The following is a 22,446-nucleotide window of genomic DNA, read 5'->3' as shown; positions in this document are numbered from 1 at the left end:
AATAGTTTATATTAAAATGGAAAATAAGTCAAGAATTCCCTTTTAAGTAAGAAAACGAATCATCTTCGTTTTCTTACTTAAAAGAGAATTCTAAGAAACATATAACAAATCTTTGAACATTAGGCATACTAATATTCGTACTAAAAAAAGAACGTGAGGGGTATGGAAAATCAAAACTTATTCAAGTAAAAACACTATCAGTCTGATGCTGTTTCTATTTAAATACATATTGGTTTTCCATACTAGAACCACTTATTACATTACCATAGATATAAACTCTTTATATCTATTATTTATTTCACTAACTCTTTCATGTGAGCCTTTGCATACAATCTCTCCATCTTCAAGGAATAATATATTATCATCCGGTTTTACTTCTTCTAAATTATGAGTTACTTTAATTACTGTCTTCCCCTTTGTAAGTGTCTTTATAGACTCTAAGACTAAATTTCTGGATTCTATATCTAGATTAGATGTAGGTTCATCTAACAAAATTATATCCGGGTTTTTTAAGAATAATCTAGCTATATTCAACCTTTGTTTTTCCCCCCCTGATAATTTATCACCACTCTCGCCTATGTTCGTATCAAGTTTATCTTTTTGCTTTTCAACAAATTCTTCTAAATTTGCATATCTTAAAGCTTCTCTTATATTAGATTCATCAATATACTTTTCATCAAGACCATACAGCAAATTTTCCAAAATAGTACCACTAATTAATGAGGAACCTTGACTTACTATACCTATGTTTTTTCGCAATTCATAAGTATTCAATTGATTGATATTTACATTGTCTATCGTTATTTCACCATTTGTTGGAAAGTAAAACTTCTCCAATAAGTTAATTAAAGTTGTTTTTCCGGATCCAGACGGCCCAACAATAGTTAAAGCTTCTCCACGTTTTATATTGAAAGTAATATTTTTTAGAATCAAGTTATCTTTATATCCAAAGTTAACTTGTTTAAAGGATACCTCGTTTTGAAATGCATATTTAGTATTGCTAGTTTGTTCAATTTCATTATTATTCATTATAGTATTTAAACTCTTGATAGCACCGTTTGCTTTGTGGTACTCTCCAATAAATCCACTAATTGAGCTCATTGGGGTCATCATTTGAAATGCATAAATAACGAACGCAATTAATGTACTGATAGATAACGTTCCTACCGATATTCTATAAGCTCCATACCCCACCACTATTAATAAACCTAGAATAAGTAAAAGGCTCACTAAAGGTGCTACCATGGCGAAAATTTTACTTTCATATAAGTTTGCATTATACAGCCTGTCAATACACTTATACATTATTGACTTTTCATGCTTTTCTGCTGTAGAAGCCTTCACCATTTTTATATTTTTAAAAGTCTCTTGAGTTTTTGCAATAAAAACAGAAATTTCCTTTTGTTGTCTATCCCCCGTTTGTTCCGTCTTTCTCATAAGAGGAAAGATGATACCAAATATAAATGGGGAGATTATTAGTATAACAATTGTTAATTTCCAATCTAAAATAATTGTTAATGTTAATCCACCAAGTATCATAATAACACCCGTAACTAATTTAGGGATGTGGTATGTTATTAGATCCTTTATAATTTCCGTATCATTAACAATTCTACTGGACAATTCCCCACTATGGTGCTCATCAAAAAAGTCAACTTTAAAATGGAGCATCTTAGTATATATATTTTTTTGTAAATCACGAATTATCATGTTACCAAATTTCGCTATTATATACTGATTTACTGATTCAATTATAGACTTTGCTATTAGAAATAATACCAACCCACCAATCATCCATAGACTGATCTTATTAACTGAAAATTCATCAACGATATCTTTCACTAAAAGCGGGAATACTAGGGATGCTACTGTAAATAAAATTGATACAATTATTATCGTACTTAGAAGTAACTTTTTTCTTCTATCGTTAATTGCTAGAAGGAGCACTTTATATGCATTCATTTATATTCACCTCATTAAATTAAGACAATAAAGTTTGATTGATCAAACTCTATTGTCTTTATGGAGAAACAAGTATTTAAAGTTTAGCAGAAGAACCAGCTTGCATTGCTACTTGTTTTACATTGAACACTTTTAGAGGATTTCGCCTTCAGTTGAACATCTTTAGAAATAGATTCTTTTTGTAAAGATAGTACTTTATTCATTTAATACCCCTCCGTTCTTTCTATATTTGGTGTTTTAATGCTTAGCAGAAGAACCAGCTTGCATTGCTACTTGTTTTACATTGAACACTTTTAGAAGATTTCGCCTTCAATTGAACATCTTTAGAAATAGATTCTTTTTGTAAAGATAGTACCTTATTCATTTAATATCCCTCCGTTCTTTCTATATTTGATGTTTTAATGCTTAGCAGAAGAACCAGCTTGCATTACTACTTGTTTTACATTGAACACTTTTAGAAGATTTCGCCTTCAATTGAACATCTTTAGAAATAGATTCTTTTTGTAAAGATAGTACTTTATTCATTTAATACCCCTCCGTTCTTTCTATATTTGATATTTTAATACCTAGCAAAAGAACCAGCTAGTATTACTTGATGGGGAACACCCCAGACTTATGCTTGATTTTGCTGGATTTTGGCCCTTACCCTTTTGTTTTGTTTTATTCATTTTTTGTAATGCAAGAACATCTTTCATTTTTATCACCCCCTTTTATATAAAGTAATTTCCCTATCCGTGTAAATAATTCCTAAAGTAAATCTGATGTTTTTCTTTGGACTATATCGTTTATAAATCTCAGTATCCTTATGGTTGAAGGGTCATCTTACGATAGAAGAAAGGGGTTCAACTATATTTTGTAAACTTTCTTCTGTAAAAGTTGAAGAACTAAATACTTTTTCTAAATTGAGTATGGGTATCCATGAATGGTTCTTACTTTCTAAAATATCATTTATCGTTAACAATAAACCAGAAGAGCCAGACATGATATCACCAGAAATTCTAAAACACGAATCACCAGGAACAAATATACAATCAGCATCCTCTAATAAGTGTAAATTAAGTGTAAATAATGCCGAATTAACCAAACTACTTTTTTGGGTATATAACTCTAATAAATTTGCAACAGCTAAAATGCCCGTAGTTCCTTGAAATAATCCAGCATTATAAAAGCATTTACTTTTTGATATTTTACTAATACCCTCAATTTCTTTATTCCATTTCTTCAATTTTGCATTTATCTCTAATTCAACAATCGGTAAAGCTAAACCACTTCCCCCACCGGCAAGATAAGGTAATATCCTAAAATCATCATCAATTTGATACAAGCCAGTATCATCGAATATCCCTAGTTTCATTTCCTTTTCCAATGCCTGTTCTGATAATACTAACCATTTATTATCGTTTGTTTTTTTATACAGTGCAGTAAAATACAGGGAAACCCCAGCCCAACTGGTCATAACCCCTTTATCAACAACATCGTAATCATAAGTAATAATTGGTGCATCAGCATTCAACTTGTTTATTAATAATTCTCCGATATAGAGACAAATATTTAAATATTTAGGATCATTGACTTCGTAACTAAATCCTAAGTATGCAAATCCAATTCCACTTAAACCTGTTGCAAAAGAAATATCTTCAATGTGTTTAAAATCAATAAACGTGTCGAATAGAGCCTTTGCTTTCTCCTGATAACCTAGTTCCCATAAAACCGATGCTATCCCCATATTACCGGTGAATAAACCATTTTCTAATTGAATAAGTTTATTAACATCTTGATTTTCAACCCAATCTTTTGCTTTCTGATTTATTCCTCCAGTTCTATGTAATGCCATTGCAACACCAAAACCACCGGTTAACACATTTAGCATGCCTGTCTCCATTTCATATTGCCGAATGTCTCCAGGTAATAGCCTCTCTTCATTTTTAACGTCCTTTAAAATAGAATTACGCAATTTTAATTTCATGGCTGATAGGTCAAATTTTTGTTTCATTTGTCCATTTGTAGTCAGTAATTCTTCCATAGGACGTGATCCGTAAAATTCACATAATGACTCAATACGTTCAATTATTGTATTTGCTTTTTCTCCAAATACAACTCGAATCCAATTACTATGAATAGTGTCCATATTCCAGGATATATCTTGGACACAACCAATTGGTACAAATAGCTGTTTTGCTATCCTTAATAATGCAAACCAATCACTTTGTTCTTTATTCATTTCTTGATTCCCTATGAAACCGGGAGTCATTAATCCAGAAAGAGAATCGCTTGTTGAACTTGCAGTTTCAAAATCAATTAATCTAATTTTCTCTTCTGGTGTAATTATGATATTAGCAGGTTGTAAGTCCCCCATACCTATATCATTTCTATGAAGTTCGTGTATAGACTCAATTAGTTGATTGATGATATTTATACAAGATTTTGTATAAGATTCGTTTTTTATATTAGAACTAAAAGGGTAGTTCTTCACTAGCCATTCAGATAAAGAATCACCTTCAATATACTCTTCTTCTATAAAATAATGTTCCCAGGCACGGAAAGAACTTATTTTTTTAACTGGGTATTGTGCCTTTTCTAATTTATCTAATATCTCGCTTTCATTAACAATTCTAGAAAAGGCATCCTGCCCTTGAGCGTCTACTGCAGCATGAGGCCTTCCTTCTTTTAAAATGACTTTCATATTATTACTTTTATTTTTACAGATATAAACGCCACCACCATTACTAAAATGCAATGCTTCATTTATATCAAAATTATCTAGAGGAGATGAGGTGTCAACTTGATTCAACTCTTCATCCATTTTTCTAATTTCTATTGGCTCTTCTACAAAATTAGGTAAGTAATAGTAAGGAACTCTTTTATCTTCAATAAGTTCACCTTCTAAATTTTCTATAGCATCAACTTTCTCGCCATCTATATATACATACCTAGACATGAAAGCACCATATCTAAAATATATATTAGAGTTATACCATCTTTTGTCATTCAATATATAAGGGCCAGGTTTTAAATGGGCTAAGTTGCTTTCTAATAACCTCAATAAATCAATAAATTGATCATCATTTTCAGGATATATAGTTATAAACTTCCCTGACGAACCTCTATCTCCGTATTTAGAATCCTTCAGTACTAGCTCCTTATTACTTCGGACATATTTAAACGATATGTTTCTTTCTATCATTAACTTGGAAACAATATCTAAAGTTTTTTGCGATTCTCTGATATCCGTACTAACATGAATTTTCCATCCTTGTTTAGGGAGTCTTGCACTTTTAGGCATTAGGTTTGTCCAATGCTCACCATCAATTAATACATAATTATCAAATGGATAGTCTACGTTTAATAACCCTTGACTAATTTCATCAGCAACACTATAGTAAGGATTTTTATTTATATACTTTATATACCTATTATCCATTAGAACCCCCCTATATAATACATAAGCACAAATTAACTAAATTGATTTGTGCTTATGTATTTAAATTATTATTTAGGACTAACACAGAAAAAAAGGCTTAAACCACTTTGGGTTTTACAATTAACACTAACATTTGAACCAATGGGCTTATCATTATTTTTATGTTTTTTTAAACTTTGCAATGATAAAACATCAAATCTAGACATAGATATCACCACCTTTCTATACTGTGTACCAATTTTACTGTATCACCTTAATTGGCAACCTTATTCAACATGCGGATACATCAATTTTTAAAGAGGGCTTATATAGTTTATAAATATTCATAGTTTATAAATATTTATATTTTCTAAGTTACTAACCTTTTTATTTGCTTGTAGAAATAAATTTTCTATATGTTCTCCCCAATAAGGTCCCCAAATTATATCTTTAACACTATTAAATGACAAACTCGTATTAGAAAATTGAAAATATTCATTATTCATTTTCATTATCCAAGGACTTCCTGAACTGCCCACGCCCAACTTTCCTTTTAAACCTAACAATGTTGAATTATATATATGGTCTTCAAAAGTAATATTTCTTATTACCTCGACTTTTTTCTTTCTGAGGAACTTTTTACTTATGTAAGGTACTAATGCATTCTGTTTTTTTGATGAGTTATTAAATATAGGTTTGATTAAATTGTCCATTTCTACAGGAGGTTCCCTTAATGTCAAAAAGGCAGTGTCATAGTCTACTATTCCATTATCAACCCACTCAGTACTAATGTAGATTTCTTCAATTTCATATTCTTTATTATCATTCGTTATAAAGGTTACTTCATTTGCAGATAATTGTTTATACCAGTCAAAGACACAATGTGCAGCAGTACAAACTATGGGATAGTCCAATCCTTTAATTAAGGAAGCATTACTTATAAACTTGGTTTTATTTTGTTTTATTTTCAATAATCCTGTATTCATTGTTTTTTTTTCATTATTTTCCATAGTAGATAATTTGATAATTATTCCTCGCTTCTTTAATTGGTATAAATATACAATAATCCTAAAATGAGGATAACTCAATATTTTCTTTGTAAAGTAATGTGTTATGTTTAATAGTGTTCTATACATAAGACTAGGGTTTCAAACGCAAAACTCTTAAAGTAACTGTAGGGTACAAGGAGTATTACCAGCATTTTTTAAAAACCTTCACGCTAAGAATGGTTCTGTTGCAAGGTTTTTAAAATTGAGCTTAAATTCTGCAACAGAACCATAAGTTCCCCACTCAGCCTCCTGTAAAAAGGGAGGAAATGATTTATAAAATAAGGATTCATGAGGTACCATACTAGATATTTGGTAGGTGACGTGCCTCTTCTATCTATATTCTCTTCAACAATCTTCTATATTGCTTGTTGGCATCGTATTATAAAAGATCCTTAATCCTTTGAACTGTATCCATAAATCATGGACACTAAAAAAAAACCATGATTCGGGGTTTTTGTGTATTTTTATCAAAAAACTTCGTTATAATGGAACCAACGATTGGAATGCCATTTGTATCGGTAACTGATTGCCATTCTATTCTTGCTCTTCTACTATGTTTCAAATGCGGCAATTACTTCTTATGAAAAAAACGAGAACTAAGTGAATATAAGGCCATATATATGATTAAAGATTACTTTCTTCTTTTCCAATCTATACAGAAAGACACCCAAGTGCTATCAAAGATCCTAATTCACCTGTTCAACCTCCTACAGCAAAACAGGCAAAAATCTCATCGATATGAGAAGCAAATAGTCTTTGATATATTAGGTGTCGTTTACAATTGTACTATGTCTGATAATCAAGCGGCTTAAATCAAAAAATTGAAACCCATTAGGGTTTATTTCGTATGCAAATCTTTAAATTCCCTACACGTAGCTTTAAAAAAAGAAACAACCTCTACTATAATTAACGTTGTATGGGCTTAGCTTGATAACGATGGGGGCCTGCCACATCAGATATTATCTACATAATTGAAGAGATAAAACCCCCATACATTAGTAATTACTTCACGACCCTATTGTAAGTTTACAAAATTCCCAAAAGGCCCCTCTCATTAAAAATAAAAAGAGGCACTTTTTTAGTAATCTACATGTTAAGTGTGTACAAATCCTAAGGCATACGATCTTTTAAATCTGCTAAAGGTATAAGCTTGTCGACAAGCCATAATTTCTTATTTCCATCATAGATAAGGTTTATTTGCATTAATGACATATTATCAGATGAAACACCATTAACTGTAATTTTACTTTTCACTTTTGCTAATACATTTGCTTTGGTGGTATCCAAAAATGCATAATATAACTCGCCACCTGTGTATTCAGATTGAAATGAAACTTTCTTCTTTTCTTTCTCATCTCCAGTTCCAGGAGCAGATTGCGTTGGTCCACCTGGTGGTGTTAATTCTTTCTTTGCATTTGGTGTTATATATGCATCGATATTAGCAAGGTAAGATTCGCCTTTACCTGTATCATAAGTACGGAAAGCTTTAAGAAATCGTTCTGCAGCTTCTTTTACTTGTTGTTGATTATTACTCTTTAGAGCTGACAATTCCTTTTTCGTATCGATGTATTGTGCCTCCACCTTTTCCACTTTTTTCGTTAATTTTATATTATCAGTTTTAAGTTTTTCGTTATCAGATTGATATTTTATTAAAAAACCTACACTAGCTATTAATAAAATTGCTATTATAATGTTGATTTTCTTCATGATTTACCTCCTTTTCGCAGTTTCATAAGTTGCTAGGTGTGTTACATGCATTATTATCTAACTACACGACCATACCCTGCAAAATGCTGTTGAAAATATGGTTTACTTAAATCAGCATAGCCAATCGGATCGCCAGCATGATACATTGTATTATTTCCTACATAAATGCCAACATGCGTAATGTAGTTACTTGTAGCATAAGTGCTATGGAAAAATACTAAATCCCCTGGCTTAGGATCTGTTACACGTTGGGTTTTATCCCATTGGGTTTGTGCAGTACCAAATAAATTAATACCAACCCTTGAATAGGTATACTCAACAATTCCACTACAGTCAAATGATGTATTTGGTGTTCGCCCTCCAAAAACATATGGCCATCCTTGATACTTTAGTGCTTCTGCCATAATTGCTTGGAATACATCATCACCTAAAACACTACCACCAGCAATTCCTCCAGAACCACCAGGGGTTTGACCAGGTTGATAGTATCTCATAATATGTGGGACATAATCGGGATCACCATAGCACCAATTATTAGCTACAGCCTCAGCACTTCTCCACGAACCACATTTATAACCATTTTTAGCTGATTGCTCTGCAGAAAATGCCCTTGCATTCTCATGAGTATATCCACCTTTCGAAACTGCATAGTTAGCGTAGCCAGTTCCATAGTTATAACATTGTAATGTAATATTTTGATCACCATTGGATTTTTTATGACAATCAGCAAAATGCATTAAACCATATTTTATACTTTCCTCTGGATCAGTAAAATACCCTGGAGGATGCCCCTGTGATTCCGAGCTTTGCATTACATCTAATTGTGTTCCAGAACTTTCTTGTTGGATAAGAGCAAGAATTAAAGGAGTCATTGCTTCAATACCATGCTGTGCCGCATATTTCCTTACCAATGGCTCCCATCTCATTACTTCAGGACTAACACTTGCTGTACCTGGGGCAAAAGGACCACCAATTCCTCCAGGACTGACTTCATCTTCACTCATACTAGCAGTTAATAAAAATATCACTATACCTAAACCTGCAACAACAGCCAGAATAACACCGGCTATTATTAATAATGGCTTTGCAAAAGCAACTGTAGCTGCCTTTTGAGCTACCTTAACCGCTACTTTCTTACCAACTTGTGCAACTGCTTTACCCGCTATTTTGGATCCTTTTCCAGCCGCCTTTCCTAAAGAATGGCCTGCCTTTTTCAAGGCAGGCTTAGCATTCCCTAGTTCAGCTTCAGGATGATGTTCATTTTCAAAGTCGCGATTTGGTTCCGCACTCAATGTATAAACCCTCCCTCACGAGCTGAATTATTTTGGTTTTATCGTTTCTTTTGCTTTTACATTTTTTAAAGCTTCTTGTTGTGTTTGTGCTTTCGTTTCAACTTTTTTAATTGCCGCTCCATCTTTTACATGTTGCTGATTATTCTCTTTAGGAACATTCTTAATTTGTTGTGGATTAACCGGTTTTACCTCTACTTGTTTTTGTGGAGTACTTACATGTGAAGTAGTAACTGGTTTACTTTGAATTGGATTCGCTGGTGTTGTTCCTGACTGTGATGTTATGGTTGGCTTGCTCTCTATCGGATTTGCTGGCAATGGTGTTGTTCCTGACTGTAGTGTTATAATTGGCTTACTCTCTAACGGATCTGCTGGCAATGGTGTTGTTCCTGACTGTGGTGTTATAATTGGCTTACTCTCTATCGGATCTGCTGGCAATGGTGTTGTTCCTGACTGTGGTGTTATAATTGGCTTACTCTCTATCGGATTCGATTGTAATGGTATTGTTCCCGACTGTGGTGTTGTGACTGGCTTGGTTTGACCTGTTGGTGTTTTAATCGTTGCTGCTGGTTTTGCTTCTGCTTTTACATCTGCTTGTTTATTCTCAAGTCCACCATTATTTTGACTTGCTACTGGTCTAACTTGAGTTTTTACATCTTCTTCTTTATTATTTAATTCCTCATTTGATTGCGCTACTGGTTTAACGTCCGCTTTTACATCCTCTTCTTTACCTTTTAGCTCTGCTTGTTGCATTTCAAGGTCATTACCTTCATGATTCCCTCGTACTGCTAATTCTGGATTCTCTTTAGTTGCGGCTACTTCTTCCTTAACCCTTTCTTGCTCCTGATTTCCTTTTCTATCGCGAACACCTAAATTTTCTTCATTTTTCATTTGATTTATATTTTGTTCTTTTTCTGCTTGCATTTTTTCTTTTTCCTTGCGTTTACCATCTGCTACTTTTTCTTTTCTATCTGCATAGTTTTCTTTCAACTGTTTAAACTTACTGTAGCCTGATTTCCCCACTTTTCCTGCCACCGCAGCACTTGCAAGACCCGCGGCGCCAGCTACTGCTACACCTCTTCCAACTGTCTTAGATCCACGTCTAACATCACGATATTTCTGCCTAATATTACTCATGGCATCTGATGCGCGTGCAGCTCCGGCACTTGCTGGTACTGTAGTAATAGCATCGAAAATTGTTTTACGGTATAACCAAACACCTAAGAATGAAAGTACTTGTAATGCGGCAACTACTAAATAACCATACTTATCTGTTGCGCTAAATAAGATTGAAGAAACCCAAAACATTAGAGTTATAAGAAAACCAATTGCAACTTTCATAAGTAGCGTTCGAAACAATTCAGATAAAAATCTCTTAGCTGTCCCAGTCCATGCAGGTACTAAAGCCATCAATAACATTACTGGTGACATTAGCGCTACGATGATAAACATCAATTGATAAAATAACATCGCCATACTACACAAGCCTAAGACAACCCACAATGGTCCATTGATTAAGAAAAGTAGTAATACTAACGCGCCACGCTCAAAAGTAGCATCCAAAGTTAATATTGTATTTTTCTTCTGTTCAACTTCCTCTTTTAATAGATCCTGCCTTTCATCTGCTCCTGTTGTTGTTAACATTTTCTTAATTCTTTCATCACCAATTTTCTTCATATCTGTTGTACCAAACTGCAGTAATGTATAAGGTTGTTTTATTAATAGAGTGTGTGTTAAATCAGTAATGGAATCGACACCGCTTGAATATCCTTGACTTGCTCCACTAATACTTTGAGTGGAATCAAGAACAGTTTTATTTACTTGTTCAGAGAAAGTGTTCAATCCTTTGATAATATAACTTGAATTTGCGAAAAAAGCTAAAGTGAAAACTAAAATACCTAATGTCTTTAACAATCCTCCTAGCATCTCTGACTGGCGTCGTTGTACAAAACCTACCCAGATAACCCAGCAGGCTAATAAAGCTAACATGAGTCCAATTAATTCACTATATATTCCATTACCCCAAGAACCATTGAACCCCGCTGCTTTAGATATTACATCGCCTAATTTATCTCCTACATCAGCTACAATATTGAGACTCATAGATTGGCCGACCATACTTGTAACAAAAGTACTAACTGCAAGATTAATGGTCCATCCAATACTTACAAGACTAAATAACACTGCAACCATTTGTTCTTTTACTTTGTCTCCCCATTTCCAAAACTTAAGAGATTCACCAAATCCACCTTCTGGTGTATAGATGTCAATTCCATAACTACTTGCAGGATATTCTTCATATTTTAATTTTTCCTTATTCTTTGGAATGATATCGTCTATAAGAGAAGGTCTGGGTTCTTCCTCTGCATATACTGGAGCAGCTTTAAAAAGTAAATTAAATGCTAAAAGCAAAGTACAAATTAATAACAATAGGGTAATAAACTTTTTCATTACATGTTACTCCCCCTTTTATGGGAAAACCATTAATCTTTGGAACTAAACTCATTTGTCGGTTTAGTATTTGCTACTTCATCAATTTCATTTCGTTCAGGTCCGGTATAGCTTCGAACTTTGAACCCATCTTCTGTACGAACTACTCTTACCCATTTCACTGCTTTATCGATATTCTTAGGGGGCTTCTTTGAAATAAAGTTATACATAATTGTGTCCTTATCTACCACATATTCTTTTACAGTGTAATCTTTGTAAGATAAATTATTTTGAGGTCCTTTATTAGGGTCCAATATTTTATTTTTCTCCCCATCGACAACTAATTTACGTATTGTTTTATAATCATGTTGTAAGTCGGCCTTTACAAAATCAAGCATCATTTCCCTTGGAGTGTGCCCCTGTTTATCTTTTTCTTCCCCTACATTTGTTTCGCTATTTCCACATGCAGCACTCAGAATTAGAGCGCCAGCACATAGACTAGATAGCATTAATTTTTTTAGTTTAGTTTTTACCATGTTAACTCACTCCTACGTTTATTTTTTCTCCCCCTTCTTCGACAAAGGTTGCATTAACTTCCTGCTTTTCATCATCATTTGACTTTCTATAATTCTTCCTTGCATTTGGTCTAGTATCAAATGCATCGTATAAATCTTTAAACACTACATCCATTGTGACAACACCTGTTCTTCCTTGGATATCTTGGAATAAACATTGTCCTGTTTCTAAATTAGTAATAATCGCATGATTTTCTTCATTATCAGGTAATCCAAAGAAATCTAAGATTGAAGAAATCTCTTTACTGTCGGTATTACGGAATGAGAACTTCATACCGATATTATTCTTAAATGTCTCATCTCCAAGGTCACTTGCACTTTGAGTTGCAAAGTATACTGCAGAGTTTAAGGCACGACCTTCACGAACTAGCTTACGAGCTAACTCTCGCCCTTGAGAAGTCCCCATGATTGCCCATGCTTCATCTAATAGAACAATTTTGAATTTAGTAGGATCCTTTTGAAAGAATTTTCTTGCAAAAGAAGATAGAGACATCAACATACTAACCGATAAGTTTTCTTGTAGGGTATAATCTTTCGGATCTTTTTGAATGTCTGGCATGTCAAGATGCTGAATTTGTATGATATTTACTGCCGTGTCAAGTTCAATATCTCTATTTGTTCCATCCCCAAAGATTAAGTGTGCAAAGGATAAATTCTCAAAAGCTTGAATATGAGCGGCTAATTGTTGATCCACTTTATCCTCACTATCTTCAAGGTATTGAGATACAGCTGTTAAGCACGGTTCTTCCATTCCTGCTACGAATTCTACAGCTGAAGCTAAGCGCGGGAATTTTTCCGAGTTATCTGGTTTAATACCTGTAATGAAAGTAAGAATTGTCATTGCTAACTCAATTGCATCTTTCCGACTATGTTTATAAATGATAAATGGGTCTAGTTTCCCTTCATCTCGTCTATCAGTCCCTAGTGTAATTACATTTACCTTACCTTCTAAGCCGTGTAAATCTTCTGTCCAGTTCCCCCTCTCACCTTTTGGATCGACAATCAGTGTTTGGGCTCCTCCTAGTACCGCTAGGTAAACAATTAAGTTTGTTCCAAATGATTTACCAGAACCAGTACTTCCTGTTACTGCAACTGAAAGTGCACTCGTTTTTTGATTTGCAACGGTATTTGTCGCTGCGAGAGAAGGTGTCATATAAACTGCTTTGTTTAAAATACCAGTTGTACCTATATAAAATCCGATATTATCACCTAAATCTTGTGTTGCACCAAACATACCGGCTGCAAGCACTCCAGGCTCCATAAAGTGTATATAATCATTTACATACCTTCTAGCACCAGGGATAAATTCATTAAACAGCAGGAACTGATCTCCATACGGCCTTACTAGTTCAATCATCATCTCTCTATAAATAGAAATAAGTGAATTGGTATTTCGACGCATTGTATCTAAATCTTCAGCACATATACAGAAAGATACCGAAGTTTTAACTAATGGCATACGTGTCTTTTGTATAAGTGCTTGTAATTCAGTAGCTTCTTGAACACCTTCATACACGTTTAGCCCAACAGTTTGTGCATTTTCCCTTGCATGTGCTTCTTGATCTTCTAAATCTTTTTTCTTTTTATTTAGTTTAGATAGAGCTTTGCGATGGTTAATATTTTCAGTGCGAACACTTAGTTCAATTGGGAAATCTATATTTTGGATCATATACATCCACTCTTGATCTGGAAATTCCATTGTATATGGAATCTTTGATGCTGATAAGAAACTCATATATGCTGGATACTCTAATCCATCAGAACCCATTTGAGACATTTCTATATGTCTTCCTTTAACGTCTATTTCTGATTCTGTTAAGCGCAATAAACTCTCTTGGTTTGGAAAGATTGCAGAATCGTCATCAACTACTGGGGGCGTCCATCCTGCTGTAACAGGTGCCTCTAATGTACGATAGAAGTTTCGTAACACAATCCATTGAGTTTCATTTGTTTCTAGACTTCTTACTGCTAAATGTTTTCTTATTTTGTTTTTAAAAGCGCTAGATTCCCGTTTAAACATCTCCAAATCAGTTTTTAGTATTTTGGTATCACCAAGTAATCCAAACTGTTCTGCAGTGTTTTTAAAGGTATGAAATGCAGTGTAAAGCATTTCCTTAAGTCCTTCTTGTATGTGTCTTACTTTTAATTTCACACCTATAAAATAACGATATTCTACAGCGTTTTTACCAAATTTTCTTTCTAACTCATGGACAACGTCATCAGTATGATCTATTGCCAGCTCTTTTAGTTCACCACTTACTGTTTCTTTAAACTCATCGGCTTTTTCTTTGAAATTCTGATAAACAGGAATCATTAGTAGATGTTTCTCTTCTTCATAATTCCAAAATAAACCGAGTTGTCGCATAAACAACGTATTTTTATCATCGTCTCCTTTAAATTCGTAAGGAATCCCGTATGCCTCATAATACGCCCAGCAAGAACCATCTTGGTTAAAAATCAAATTCTCATGAAAATATTTGACTGGAAATTCAACCTGATTCATTTGTGCCTCCTTAGAGAAGAATATGAGACTAAAATAATTCTTCTGTATAGATTAATTAATTACTTTTTCTTAATTGAATCATCCTTAAACCGGACTACCGTCTTATATTGATAGCTTCCAATATTACCAGTTGTATCCTTATAACGACTCAACCTCTTTCTTTCAAATGTGAATGCAAAGAATCGATATATAAATTTGTGTGGGCTCTTTCCATCTAATTCAACATTTCCAAAGAAGTATGCTATACCACCAGGTAATATTAAATATTTGAAAAAGACATTCTCTCCTAAGGGTAAAAACTGATCTAGAAATATAATTACTAAAAGTGTCCCAACAAAGATCCCCAGTTGTCTGTAAGGGACTGGGAAAGGGAGTGTTATGTCCCTTATCCCATATAAACTCTTTGGAATATCCCAAATAGAGTTGTAAGTCCTTACTTCCTTGCGAGTCGGTTTCTGAGTCACTTATACCAACTCCTTAAAAATTTATGAGTTTTACTAGTTATCATTTGAAAACTAAGTTATATAATTTTGTTCCAAGGTCTTTAAATACGTCTGGTGAGAATACAAACACTGAAACAATTGCACAAAGTACCAGCCAACCAATTAAACCTGCCATTTGTCGTTTTACAAGTAGCACTATTACACCGATGATTGCACAAACTAAAAAGATTGGACCTAACTGAGCTACTAACCAGTTTTTAATATTCACTCCAAAATTAATGTTACCTAGAACCGCTGCATCTGTAATAGCAGGTAATTGCTGAGCAACCATATCTAATCCCAAAAGCTCCATAATTATTTACCCTCCACTTTCTCTAATGTGTTTTCAAATTTCTTCATAGAGCTAATTGAAAACTTGTTAGCTTTATTTACTAGACTTAAATCATATGTGTATGTGTACTCTAAGCTGCTATCATTGTCTTTTAATTTGGCATCAACTAAGACTCTGTACCCTTTATCCTTATCTTCATAAATTCGTAGGTTTTCTAATTTGCTAAATGTCATAATGCCTTTTAGTCCATTTGTTATATTGCTTTTTTCAAAGTAGTAAGCAATTTCTTCTGGTGTTCCTTCTGTATAAACTTTAAATACAGATTGTAAAAATTGTTCTACTTTTTTTACTTCTGCATCTGTATTAATTTCTCGTCCTTCTGATTTGAAGGTAGCCACTTTATAAGATGCCTTTTCTCTCTCTCCATGAACGATTGTAGGATTGTTAGGAACGACCATTTTTCCTTTCTCCATTAAAATTGGAATAGAGAAGTACCTTGTAACTTCTTTAGGCTCTTTTGGTGTATCTGGGGCTTGAGTCATTCCTGGAGCAGGATTATTTACAGGTTCTAGTTTCTGAATGATTTTCAATGTTACTTCTGCTTCATTTCCTTTTTGGCGGACCTCTACTGCTTCCGACTTAACTAAAGTACTAGAGGCGTTTTTTAAAGTGTCTCTATTTAATCCACCTTGCGCATCGGATCCTTCAACTAGAAATTTCTCTAATCGTTTTTTTCGCTCTTCAGCTACATTCATATCAACTTTCCAATTAAAATAATTTGCGGCAAAACTATTCGCATATGCAATTAATTCTGCTTCTGACATTTTAATTTTTACGGGTTCTTCCTTCTTTTCTTGAACAGCTACTGCTCTAGGAGGACCGGCAAGTTGGATAAATGAAAGAGAGCTTCCTACAAACACGAATCCCATCACACACCAAAATGTAACCTTACCTACTTTTCTTCCTGTTATCGCCGGAACTTTCTCCCTTGTTTTACGTTTCTTCTTTTCTTTAAGTGCTTCTGAATTTTCTAGTTGCATATCTAATATTTCAGTTGTTTTATTCTTTGCTTTTTTAAAGAATGTAAATTTCTTTTTTTCGGCGTTTTTCTGGGATTTCTTTTTTACCATGTCTTCACCTCTCTTTTTAAATGGTTAGGAGATTACAAAGTTCATTGTAATTTCCACTAATCAACTATCTACTTTAAGTATGATTTACTTTTTTCGGAAATCTAAGAGAAATAAAAAAATTTATGTTTTATATCAAAATTTTTTTAGGAAGATTAAAACTAAATATAATGTTTATTAAAATACATAAAAAAAACCAATTCCATTAAGAAATGAAATTGGTTTTACACAGGGTCTATTCTCTATAGTAAGTATTACACAATATAAAAACCTAATATAATATATATCTTTAATATATATAAAGAAAAAAGATAAAACTATTATACAGAGAAAAAATCGTCTTAAAACATTGCTGTGCTAAGGGTTCATCATTACTCTAGCCGTAAAAAATCATAAAAAGTAAATACTGGGAATGTACTTAATGAGCTGGATGATGATTAAAAACTACAAAATATCATAAAGTAGGTATATAAAAACTACATATAATCATCGTTAATTTGATGCGAGTGACTGAATAAATACTAAATGCAAATTTTGCTGACTTACGAACAAACTTTCCACATTTCTTAAAAACTACACACAATTTATTAACAAATTGGTCAAAGTTAGGAACAGAATCCACTTTTTAAACATAACTAACAGAAGTTTTTCTGATTTTAAGTAGATTTAGAGGTAGAATATGATAAAAACAGTATTTAAGGCTTTATGTTATGCACATCAGGTCAAAATTATTAAGATATCAACAGAATTATAAAAAATATTTCTGCTTTTTTGTAGATGAAACGAAACGAAAAGATTAAAAATTCAGATTTAACAGTTTGTAAATTGTGAATATCTTATTTTGATTTACGTGCACTGTATGTAATTGCATAAAAAATAGAGAGTCGTGATCATTAAAATTGAAAACTTTCTCTCTGCTTTGTTTGAAGTAATGCATTTCATAGGGTATCTCCAACACGAATAGCCCTCCACTTTTGTTTTTTCAAAAATAGAGAGCTGTATCTTTACATTGCTGGAAGCAGCTGATCAACCGAATGTGGTGTTTCACTTGTTGAACGGTAGTATGCTTCTAAGGACTGTAGAAACTGAATTAAATCAAAGTCTTCAGGGACCTTAATTACACGAATCTTTTCCTTCGGCAATTTATCAACTTTTTCAATGAACAGTTCACGAATATCACTAGGCATGTTAGTGCCTTGATGCCCGCTAGACTTTAATAGTTCACGGATTTCAATTTCTAATGCTGTATATGAGTTAATATTTACTCCTTGCTCATAAGCATATTTTCTAAATAGTGATTCCTCTTGATACTGCATGTAGTTAAGATGGTAAGCATCTATAGTTACAGGTACAGCATATTTCGCATGAAGCAGGTCATGCGCTTTACGGAATAGCTTTTGAACATTGCGTAAAGAGTATATAGCAAAATGAGTACCAAATTTAAAAATGGCCTCTTCTTGCTCATGTTTAGGTACATTATGTGTAATTAAAGGATAAATTCCAGTTTTAGCAGCTGTGTCTAATACACGATATTGAGAAGATTGCTTTAATAATTTACTTAGTGTATAAACTAGCTTTTTAGGATATCCTTCTTGTCGATCAATCATTTCTCGTAAGCCACGAACTACTTGGCGAATTTGACGGTGACAAGAGTGTTTTAAAACATTAATGAATTGGTTCATATCCTTTGCAAATTCAGCAATATTCATTTCAACTAACAAGTTTTCTATGAATTTAGCTTTACGCTTATATGTATCTCGTGGTGTAAATGGATCACGGTATTCTGCTCCTTCTTCTTTTGCGCATAAGAAATCAGGATGTACAGATAAATGCAATGTTGTGTATTGCTTTTTATTCCTCTTCCCTTTTTCTAACTTGCAAATTTTAAATAAAGGAGATCCAGTAGCAGAAAGTTTTGTTTCTAATTCCTCAAGTACAGCACGAATCTGATGTGGGTATTTTTTATGTAAGTAACGATACATACCACCAAAGTGTGTTGAGCTTCCTTGCTCATCAACTTTGAATAAAGAACGTTTCAGGGTAGTTTCGCGTTTCTGTTGCATTGCTACATCCATGAATAGTTTCTTAGCTGCAATGGATAACTCAAAGAATTCTTTGGTAAATACTATCGGGCTAATAAATGTATATGCATTTGCTTTATTCGTTTCTTTATTCATGAAATCAGTTAAGGTAATTTTATATTTACCACTGTACTCATTTTCGATTGTAATGATGTTATGGAAACTTAACTTCTTCAAAGCTACATAAAATTGTGAGTGGTGAATATGTGCAAATGCTTCTTTATAATTTTTATAATCTTCCCAAAGCATATGGATCGATACATGCGAAAGCTCACCATATGTATTACATTTTTTATGAAGAAATAGAAATACTTCTAAATCAGCATTTGTAATTCCATATAGCTTATGTTTTCTGCCTTCGTTTTTATCAAATTCACTTACTTTATCTACAATCTTTTTCATTTTCAGTGAAAAAGATGGCTTTGCTTGTTCAACAAATCCCTCTTCATCTGCAATTCGTTCTTCATAGGACATTGAATTCACAATGTCTTCTAGATAAGTATCTTTAAAACTGTAATACTTACTTTCTAAAGCATCTACTAACTTTTGCCATGATTTAATTGTTACAATTACCGGTGTTGTTGTTTCACCATTCAAACTACGTTTGTTCTTTATAACGAAAGGTTTTGCCATCTTTTTCACCTCCTTTTATGTTAAGTTGCAGTTTTCCCCACAATTAGATATAGAATTTCATTTTTGATTATATCAAATCGAATACTGGTGAAATCTGTCCCTTTAAGAGGAAAAATAAAAAAATGAAACGTGCCCAAATCCCTTGGGGGACAAGGGATTTAACGTTTCATAAAAAAAAGTTTGTTGCCACCATAGGGCTATGAAGTTTTTTGAATATGAAACGTAGTATGTTGTGGGATGAATCTTACTAAACCATTGATTTTATAGGGTTTTACACTAATTTCGTTTTAAAGTTGTAGCCATCATATAGCTATAACGTTTCATGTTTTGGATTGACTAAGAAATTTCTATAAATTTCGTATAAATACTGATATATAGGGAGTTATAACTGTTTTTAAATGAAAAGTTGTGGCCATCATACCGCTATAAACGTTTCATTTCGTTTCATGTTTCCTGCCGTCATATAGCTATAACGTTTCATGTTTTTAAAATAAGTTATATTTTATTGAAAGCTGCTGTAACCCTTGGTATATATAGGTTTTTTGAAGTTTTAAAGTGAAAGTTGTAGCCATCATATAGCTATAATAATTTTATTGCGTTTTCTTTCATATTTAATGAAATGGCTTTATATCAACGTTTATTAGTAATTTACATAGAATAAAAATTTTTTTAGTTGAATGATTTTCAGGATATTCTCGTTTCATTTTTTTAAAGTTGTAGCCATCATATAGCTATAACGTTTCATAAATTACGAAATTATAATCACAATATAGCTATTCATTATTATAAGTAAGAAGTAATAGCCGTTATAAGGCTACATAGTTTCAAGTAAGAGCTTATAGCCGTGATAAGGCTATATAGTTTCAAATAAGAGTTTATAGCCAAGATAAGGCTATGCAGTTTCAAATAAGAGTTTATAGCCAAGATAAGGCTACATAGTTTCAAGTAAGAAGTAATAGCCGTTATAAGGCTACATAGTTTCAAGTAAGAGCTTATAGCCGTGATAAGGCTATATAGTTTCAAGTAAGAAGTAATAGCCAAGATAAGGCTACATAGTTTCAAGTAAGAGCTTATAGCCGTGATAAGGCTATATAGTTTCAAGTAAGAGCTTATAGCCCCGATAAAGCTATATAGTTTCAAATAAGAGTTTATAGCCAAGATAAAGCTATGCAGTTTCAAATAAGAGTTTATAGCCAAGATAAGGCTATGTAGTTTTAAATAAGAAGCAGTTTTATATAATTAAAGGCAAGTAAAGAGGATTTAAATGATCCAAAATAAAAGGAGTAAAAATCAACAATTGTGCGGATTATTCAGATAACATTTCACCTTAAAGGTTATGTAGTTTTTCATCTAAATGGGAAAAATAAACGCATTTTGATTCAGTCATTCGTTTAAAGTGAAATTCCATCAGTAGGAGTCTTATAGCCTGCGAATTGTGGGATGAAAAATGGACTAAGAATTTAATCTTAGTCCATTTCTTATTTTATATCCATTTTGTGTGGAATGTACCTTCTTTATCTACTCGTTTATACGTATGCGCTCCAAAATAATCGCGCTGCGCTTGTAACAAGTTTGCAGGTAGTTTTGCAGTACGATAGCTGTCATAATAAGAAATTGCTGCTGAAAATGCAGGTATCGGAATGCCCTGTTGTACCGCCATTGAGATAATTTGGCGTAATCCGCCTTGATATGACTCTACAATTTCTTTAAAGTATGGATCAAGTAAAAGGTTCGGTAAATCAGTGTTTGTCTCATAAGCCTCTTTAATGTTCTGTAAAAAGGCAGCACGGATAATGCATCCGCCTCTCCAAAGCATAGAAATGCTGCCAAAATCAAGGTTCCAATCATATTCCTCAGAAGCTGCCTTCAATTGCGTGAATCCTTGTGCATAAGAACAAATTTTACTCATAAATAAAGCTTGGCGCACTGCTTCAATTAATTCAGCTTTTTCAACTCCAATTGCTTTTTTATCTTTAGGGCCAGATAAAATTTTGCTTGCGTTCACACGCTCTTCTTTTAAAGCAGAAATGCAACGTGCAAATACAGATTCCGTGATAATAGGCAGCGAGATACCTAAATCAAGTGCGCTTTGACTAGTCCATTTCCCTGTACCCTTTTGTCCTGCAGTATCAAGAATAACATCCACTAATGGCTTACCAGTTTCTTCATCTTTCTTCTTGAAGATATCGGCTGTAATCTCAATTAGATAGCTGTTCAGTTCACCTTTATTCCATTCAGCAAATATTTCATGGAACTCTTCTGCAGTCAAATCAAGTGTTTGTTTCAAGAAGAAATATGCTTCACAAATTAATTGCATATCTCCATACTCAATACCGTTATGAACCATCTTTACATAGTGGCCTGCCCCATTAGGTCCGATATAAGAACAGCAAGGATCGTTATTCACTTTTGCAGAGATGTTTTCAAGCATATCTTTTACTTTTTCGTATGCATCCTTCTGTCCACCTGGCATAATAGATGGTCCCTTCAATGCACCCTCTTCGCCGCCTGACACACCTGCCCCGATGAAATTGATTCCTTCTTCGGCAAGACGTTTGTTTCGGCGAATTGTATCGACAAAGTATGTATTACCACCATCAATTAAAATATCACCTTTATCAAGGTGAGGGACTAGAGAATCAATCGCCTTATCTGTAATTTCCCCTGCATTAACCATTAATAAAATCTTTCTAGGTGATTCAAGTGAGTTAACAAACTCTTCAACTATATGAGTACCCACTAAGTTTTTACCACGGTTTTCCTCAATGATTTCATCAACTTTTTCCTTTGAAATATCATATAGGGCAACAGAATACCCTTTGCTCTCAAAGTTAAGTGCGAGGCTTTTTCCCATAACGCCCACACCAACAACTCCAATTTGTAACTTTTCCATATTCCATCGTTCCTTTCCATGTA

Annotated in this window: 18 protein-coding genes and 1 pseudogene; 1 reads left to right on the top strand and 18 read right to left on the bottom strand. The window is 33.3% G+C overall.

Translation table 11 applies throughout. The features are described 5' to 3' along the window. Window positions 1-255 precede the first annotated feature (255 nt). The 8 genes from ACO6VI_RS22130 to ACO6VI_RS22095 all read right to left on the bottom strand — a co-directional run bounded on the left by ACO6VI_RS22130 (window position 256) and on the right by ACO6VI_RS22095 (window position 6,348). Complete coding sequence (locus tag ACO6VI_RS22130; protein ID WP_098818862.1) at window positions 256-1,962, bottom strand: ABC transporter ATP-binding protein; 1,707 nt, start codon at window positions 1,960-1,962, stop codon at window positions 256-258. Window positions 1,963-2,045: 83 nt separating this feature from the next. Then, entirely contained in the window at window positions 2,046-2,165 is a 120-nt protein-coding gene (locus ACO6VI_RS22125; protein WP_189340010.1) for a class III lanthipeptide, read from the bottom strand. Window positions 2,166-2,206: 41 nt separating this feature from the next. Then, complete coding sequence (locus ACO6VI_RS22120; RefSeq protein ID WP_189340010.1) at window positions 2,207-2,326, bottom strand: class III lanthipeptide; 120 nt, start codon at window positions 2,324-2,326, stop codon at window positions 2,207-2,209. Between the two features lie 41 nt (window positions 2,327-2,367). Beyond that, complete coding sequence (locus tag ACO6VI_RS22115; RefSeq protein ID WP_189340010.1) at window positions 2,368-2,487, bottom strand: class III lanthipeptide; 120 nt, start codon at window positions 2,485-2,487, stop codon at window positions 2,368-2,370. A 41-nt stretch (window positions 2,488-2,528) separates the two neighbouring features. Continuing rightward, the gene (locus tag ACO6VI_RS22110) at window positions 2,529-2,657 is read right to left on the bottom strand and encodes a class III lanthipeptide (protein WP_189340009.1); all 129 of its coding nucleotides are present in this window, start codon (window positions 2,655-2,657) and stop codon (window positions 2,529-2,531) included. 122 nt (window positions 2,658-2,779) lie between these two features. Further along, entirely contained in the window at window positions 2,780-5,383 is a 2,604-nt protein-coding gene (gene lanKC / locus ACO6VI_RS22105) for a class III lanthionine synthetase LanKC (RefSeq protein ID WP_098818861.1), read from the bottom strand. A 68-nt stretch (window positions 5,384-5,451) separates the two neighbouring features. After that, the gene (locus tag ACO6VI_RS22100) at window positions 5,452-5,589 is read right to left on the bottom strand and encodes a class III lanthipeptide (RefSeq protein ID WP_100910529.1); all 138 of its coding nucleotides are present in this window, start codon (window positions 5,587-5,589) and stop codon (window positions 5,452-5,454) included. Between the two features lie 117 nt (window positions 5,590-5,706). After that, complete coding sequence (locus ACO6VI_RS22095) at window positions 5,707-6,348, bottom strand: trypsin-like serine protease (protein ID WP_237655418.1); 642 nt, start codon at window positions 6,346-6,348, stop codon at window positions 5,707-5,709. A gap of 555 nt (window positions 6,349-6,903) precedes the next feature. Here ACO6VI_RS22095 and ACO6VI_RS22090 point away from each other — a divergent pair. Continuing rightward, a pseudogene (locus ACO6VI_RS22090) lies at window positions 6,904-7,223 on the top strand (IS4 family transposase); the annotation flags it as partial. Window positions 7,224-7,521: 298 nt separating this feature from the next. On the opposite strand, the gene ACO6VI_RS22085 reads toward ACO6VI_RS22090, so the two are convergent. From ACO6VI_RS22085 to gndA, 10 genes are all read right to left on the bottom strand, one after another. Continuing rightward, on the bottom strand, window positions 7,522-8,118 hold the full coding sequence (locus ACO6VI_RS22085; RefSeq protein ID WP_098818859.1) for a hypothetical protein: 597 nt from the start codon (window positions 8,116-8,118) through the stop codon (window positions 7,522-7,524). Window positions 8,119-8,171: 53 nt separating this feature from the next. Continuing rightward, window positions 8,172-9,410 (bottom strand): lysozyme family protein, encoded by a 1,239-nt coding sequence (locus tag ACO6VI_RS22080; protein ID WP_098818858.1) that lies wholly within the window; start codon window positions 9,408-9,410, stop codon window positions 8,172-8,174. A gap of 27 nt (window positions 9,411-9,437) precedes the next feature. After that, complete coding sequence (locus ACO6VI_RS22075) at window positions 9,438-11,858, bottom strand: CD3337/EF1877 family mobilome membrane protein (RefSeq protein ID WP_098818857.1); 2,421 nt, start codon at window positions 11,856-11,858, stop codon at window positions 9,438-9,440. A gap of 32 nt (window positions 11,859-11,890) precedes the next feature. Beyond that, window positions 11,891-12,373, bottom strand: a complete 483-nt coding sequence (locus tag ACO6VI_RS22070) for a hypothetical protein (protein WP_071680271.1) — start codon at window positions 12,371-12,373, stop codon at window positions 11,891-11,893. A gap of 1 nt (window position 12,374) precedes the next feature. After that, the gene (locus tag ACO6VI_RS22065; RefSeq protein ID WP_327898202.1) at window positions 12,375-14,915 is read right to left on the bottom strand and encodes an ATP-binding protein; all 2,541 of its coding nucleotides are present in this window, start codon (window positions 14,913-14,915) and stop codon (window positions 12,375-12,377) included. Between the two features lie 59 nt (window positions 14,916-14,974). Then, window positions 14,975-15,379, bottom strand: a complete 405-nt coding sequence (locus ACO6VI_RS22060; protein ID WP_422424087.1) for a TcpE family conjugal transfer membrane protein — start codon at window positions 15,377-15,379, stop codon at window positions 14,975-14,977. Between the two features lie 40 nt (window positions 15,380-15,419). Continuing rightward, window positions 15,420-15,710: a hypothetical protein gene (locus tag ACO6VI_RS22055; RefSeq protein WP_000421395.1), complete on the bottom strand. Its 291-nt coding sequence runs from the start codon at window positions 15,708-15,710 to the stop codon at window positions 15,420-15,422. A gap of 2 nt (window positions 15,711-15,712) precedes the next feature. Continuing rightward, window positions 15,713-16,819, bottom strand: a complete 1,107-nt coding sequence (locus ACO6VI_RS22050) for a conjugal transfer protein (protein ID WP_422424085.1) — start codon at window positions 16,817-16,819, stop codon at window positions 15,713-15,715. A 1,001-nt stretch (window positions 16,820-17,820) separates the two neighbouring features. Then, the gene (locus ACO6VI_RS22045) at window positions 17,821-19,530 is read right to left on the bottom strand and encodes a hypothetical protein (protein WP_422424083.1); all 1,710 of its coding nucleotides are present in this window, start codon (window positions 19,528-19,530) and stop codon (window positions 17,821-17,823) included. Between the two features lie 1,483 nt (window positions 19,531-21,013). Next, entirely contained in the window at window positions 21,014-22,423 is a 1,410-nt protein-coding gene (gene gndA, locus ACO6VI_RS22040; RefSeq protein ID WP_422424081.1) for an NADP-dependent phosphogluconate dehydrogenase, read from the bottom strand. Window positions 22,424-22,446: the final 23 nt, after the last annotated feature.

This window comes from Bacillus sp. PSXD-155, assembly GCF_049310765.1.
Classification (GTDB): Bacteria; Bacillota; Bacilli; order Bacillales; family Bacillaceae_G; genus Bacillus_A; species Bacillus_A cereus.
Note: the sequence above shows the minus strand (reverse complement) of the source record. Positions and strands in the feature narration are given on the sequence as shown.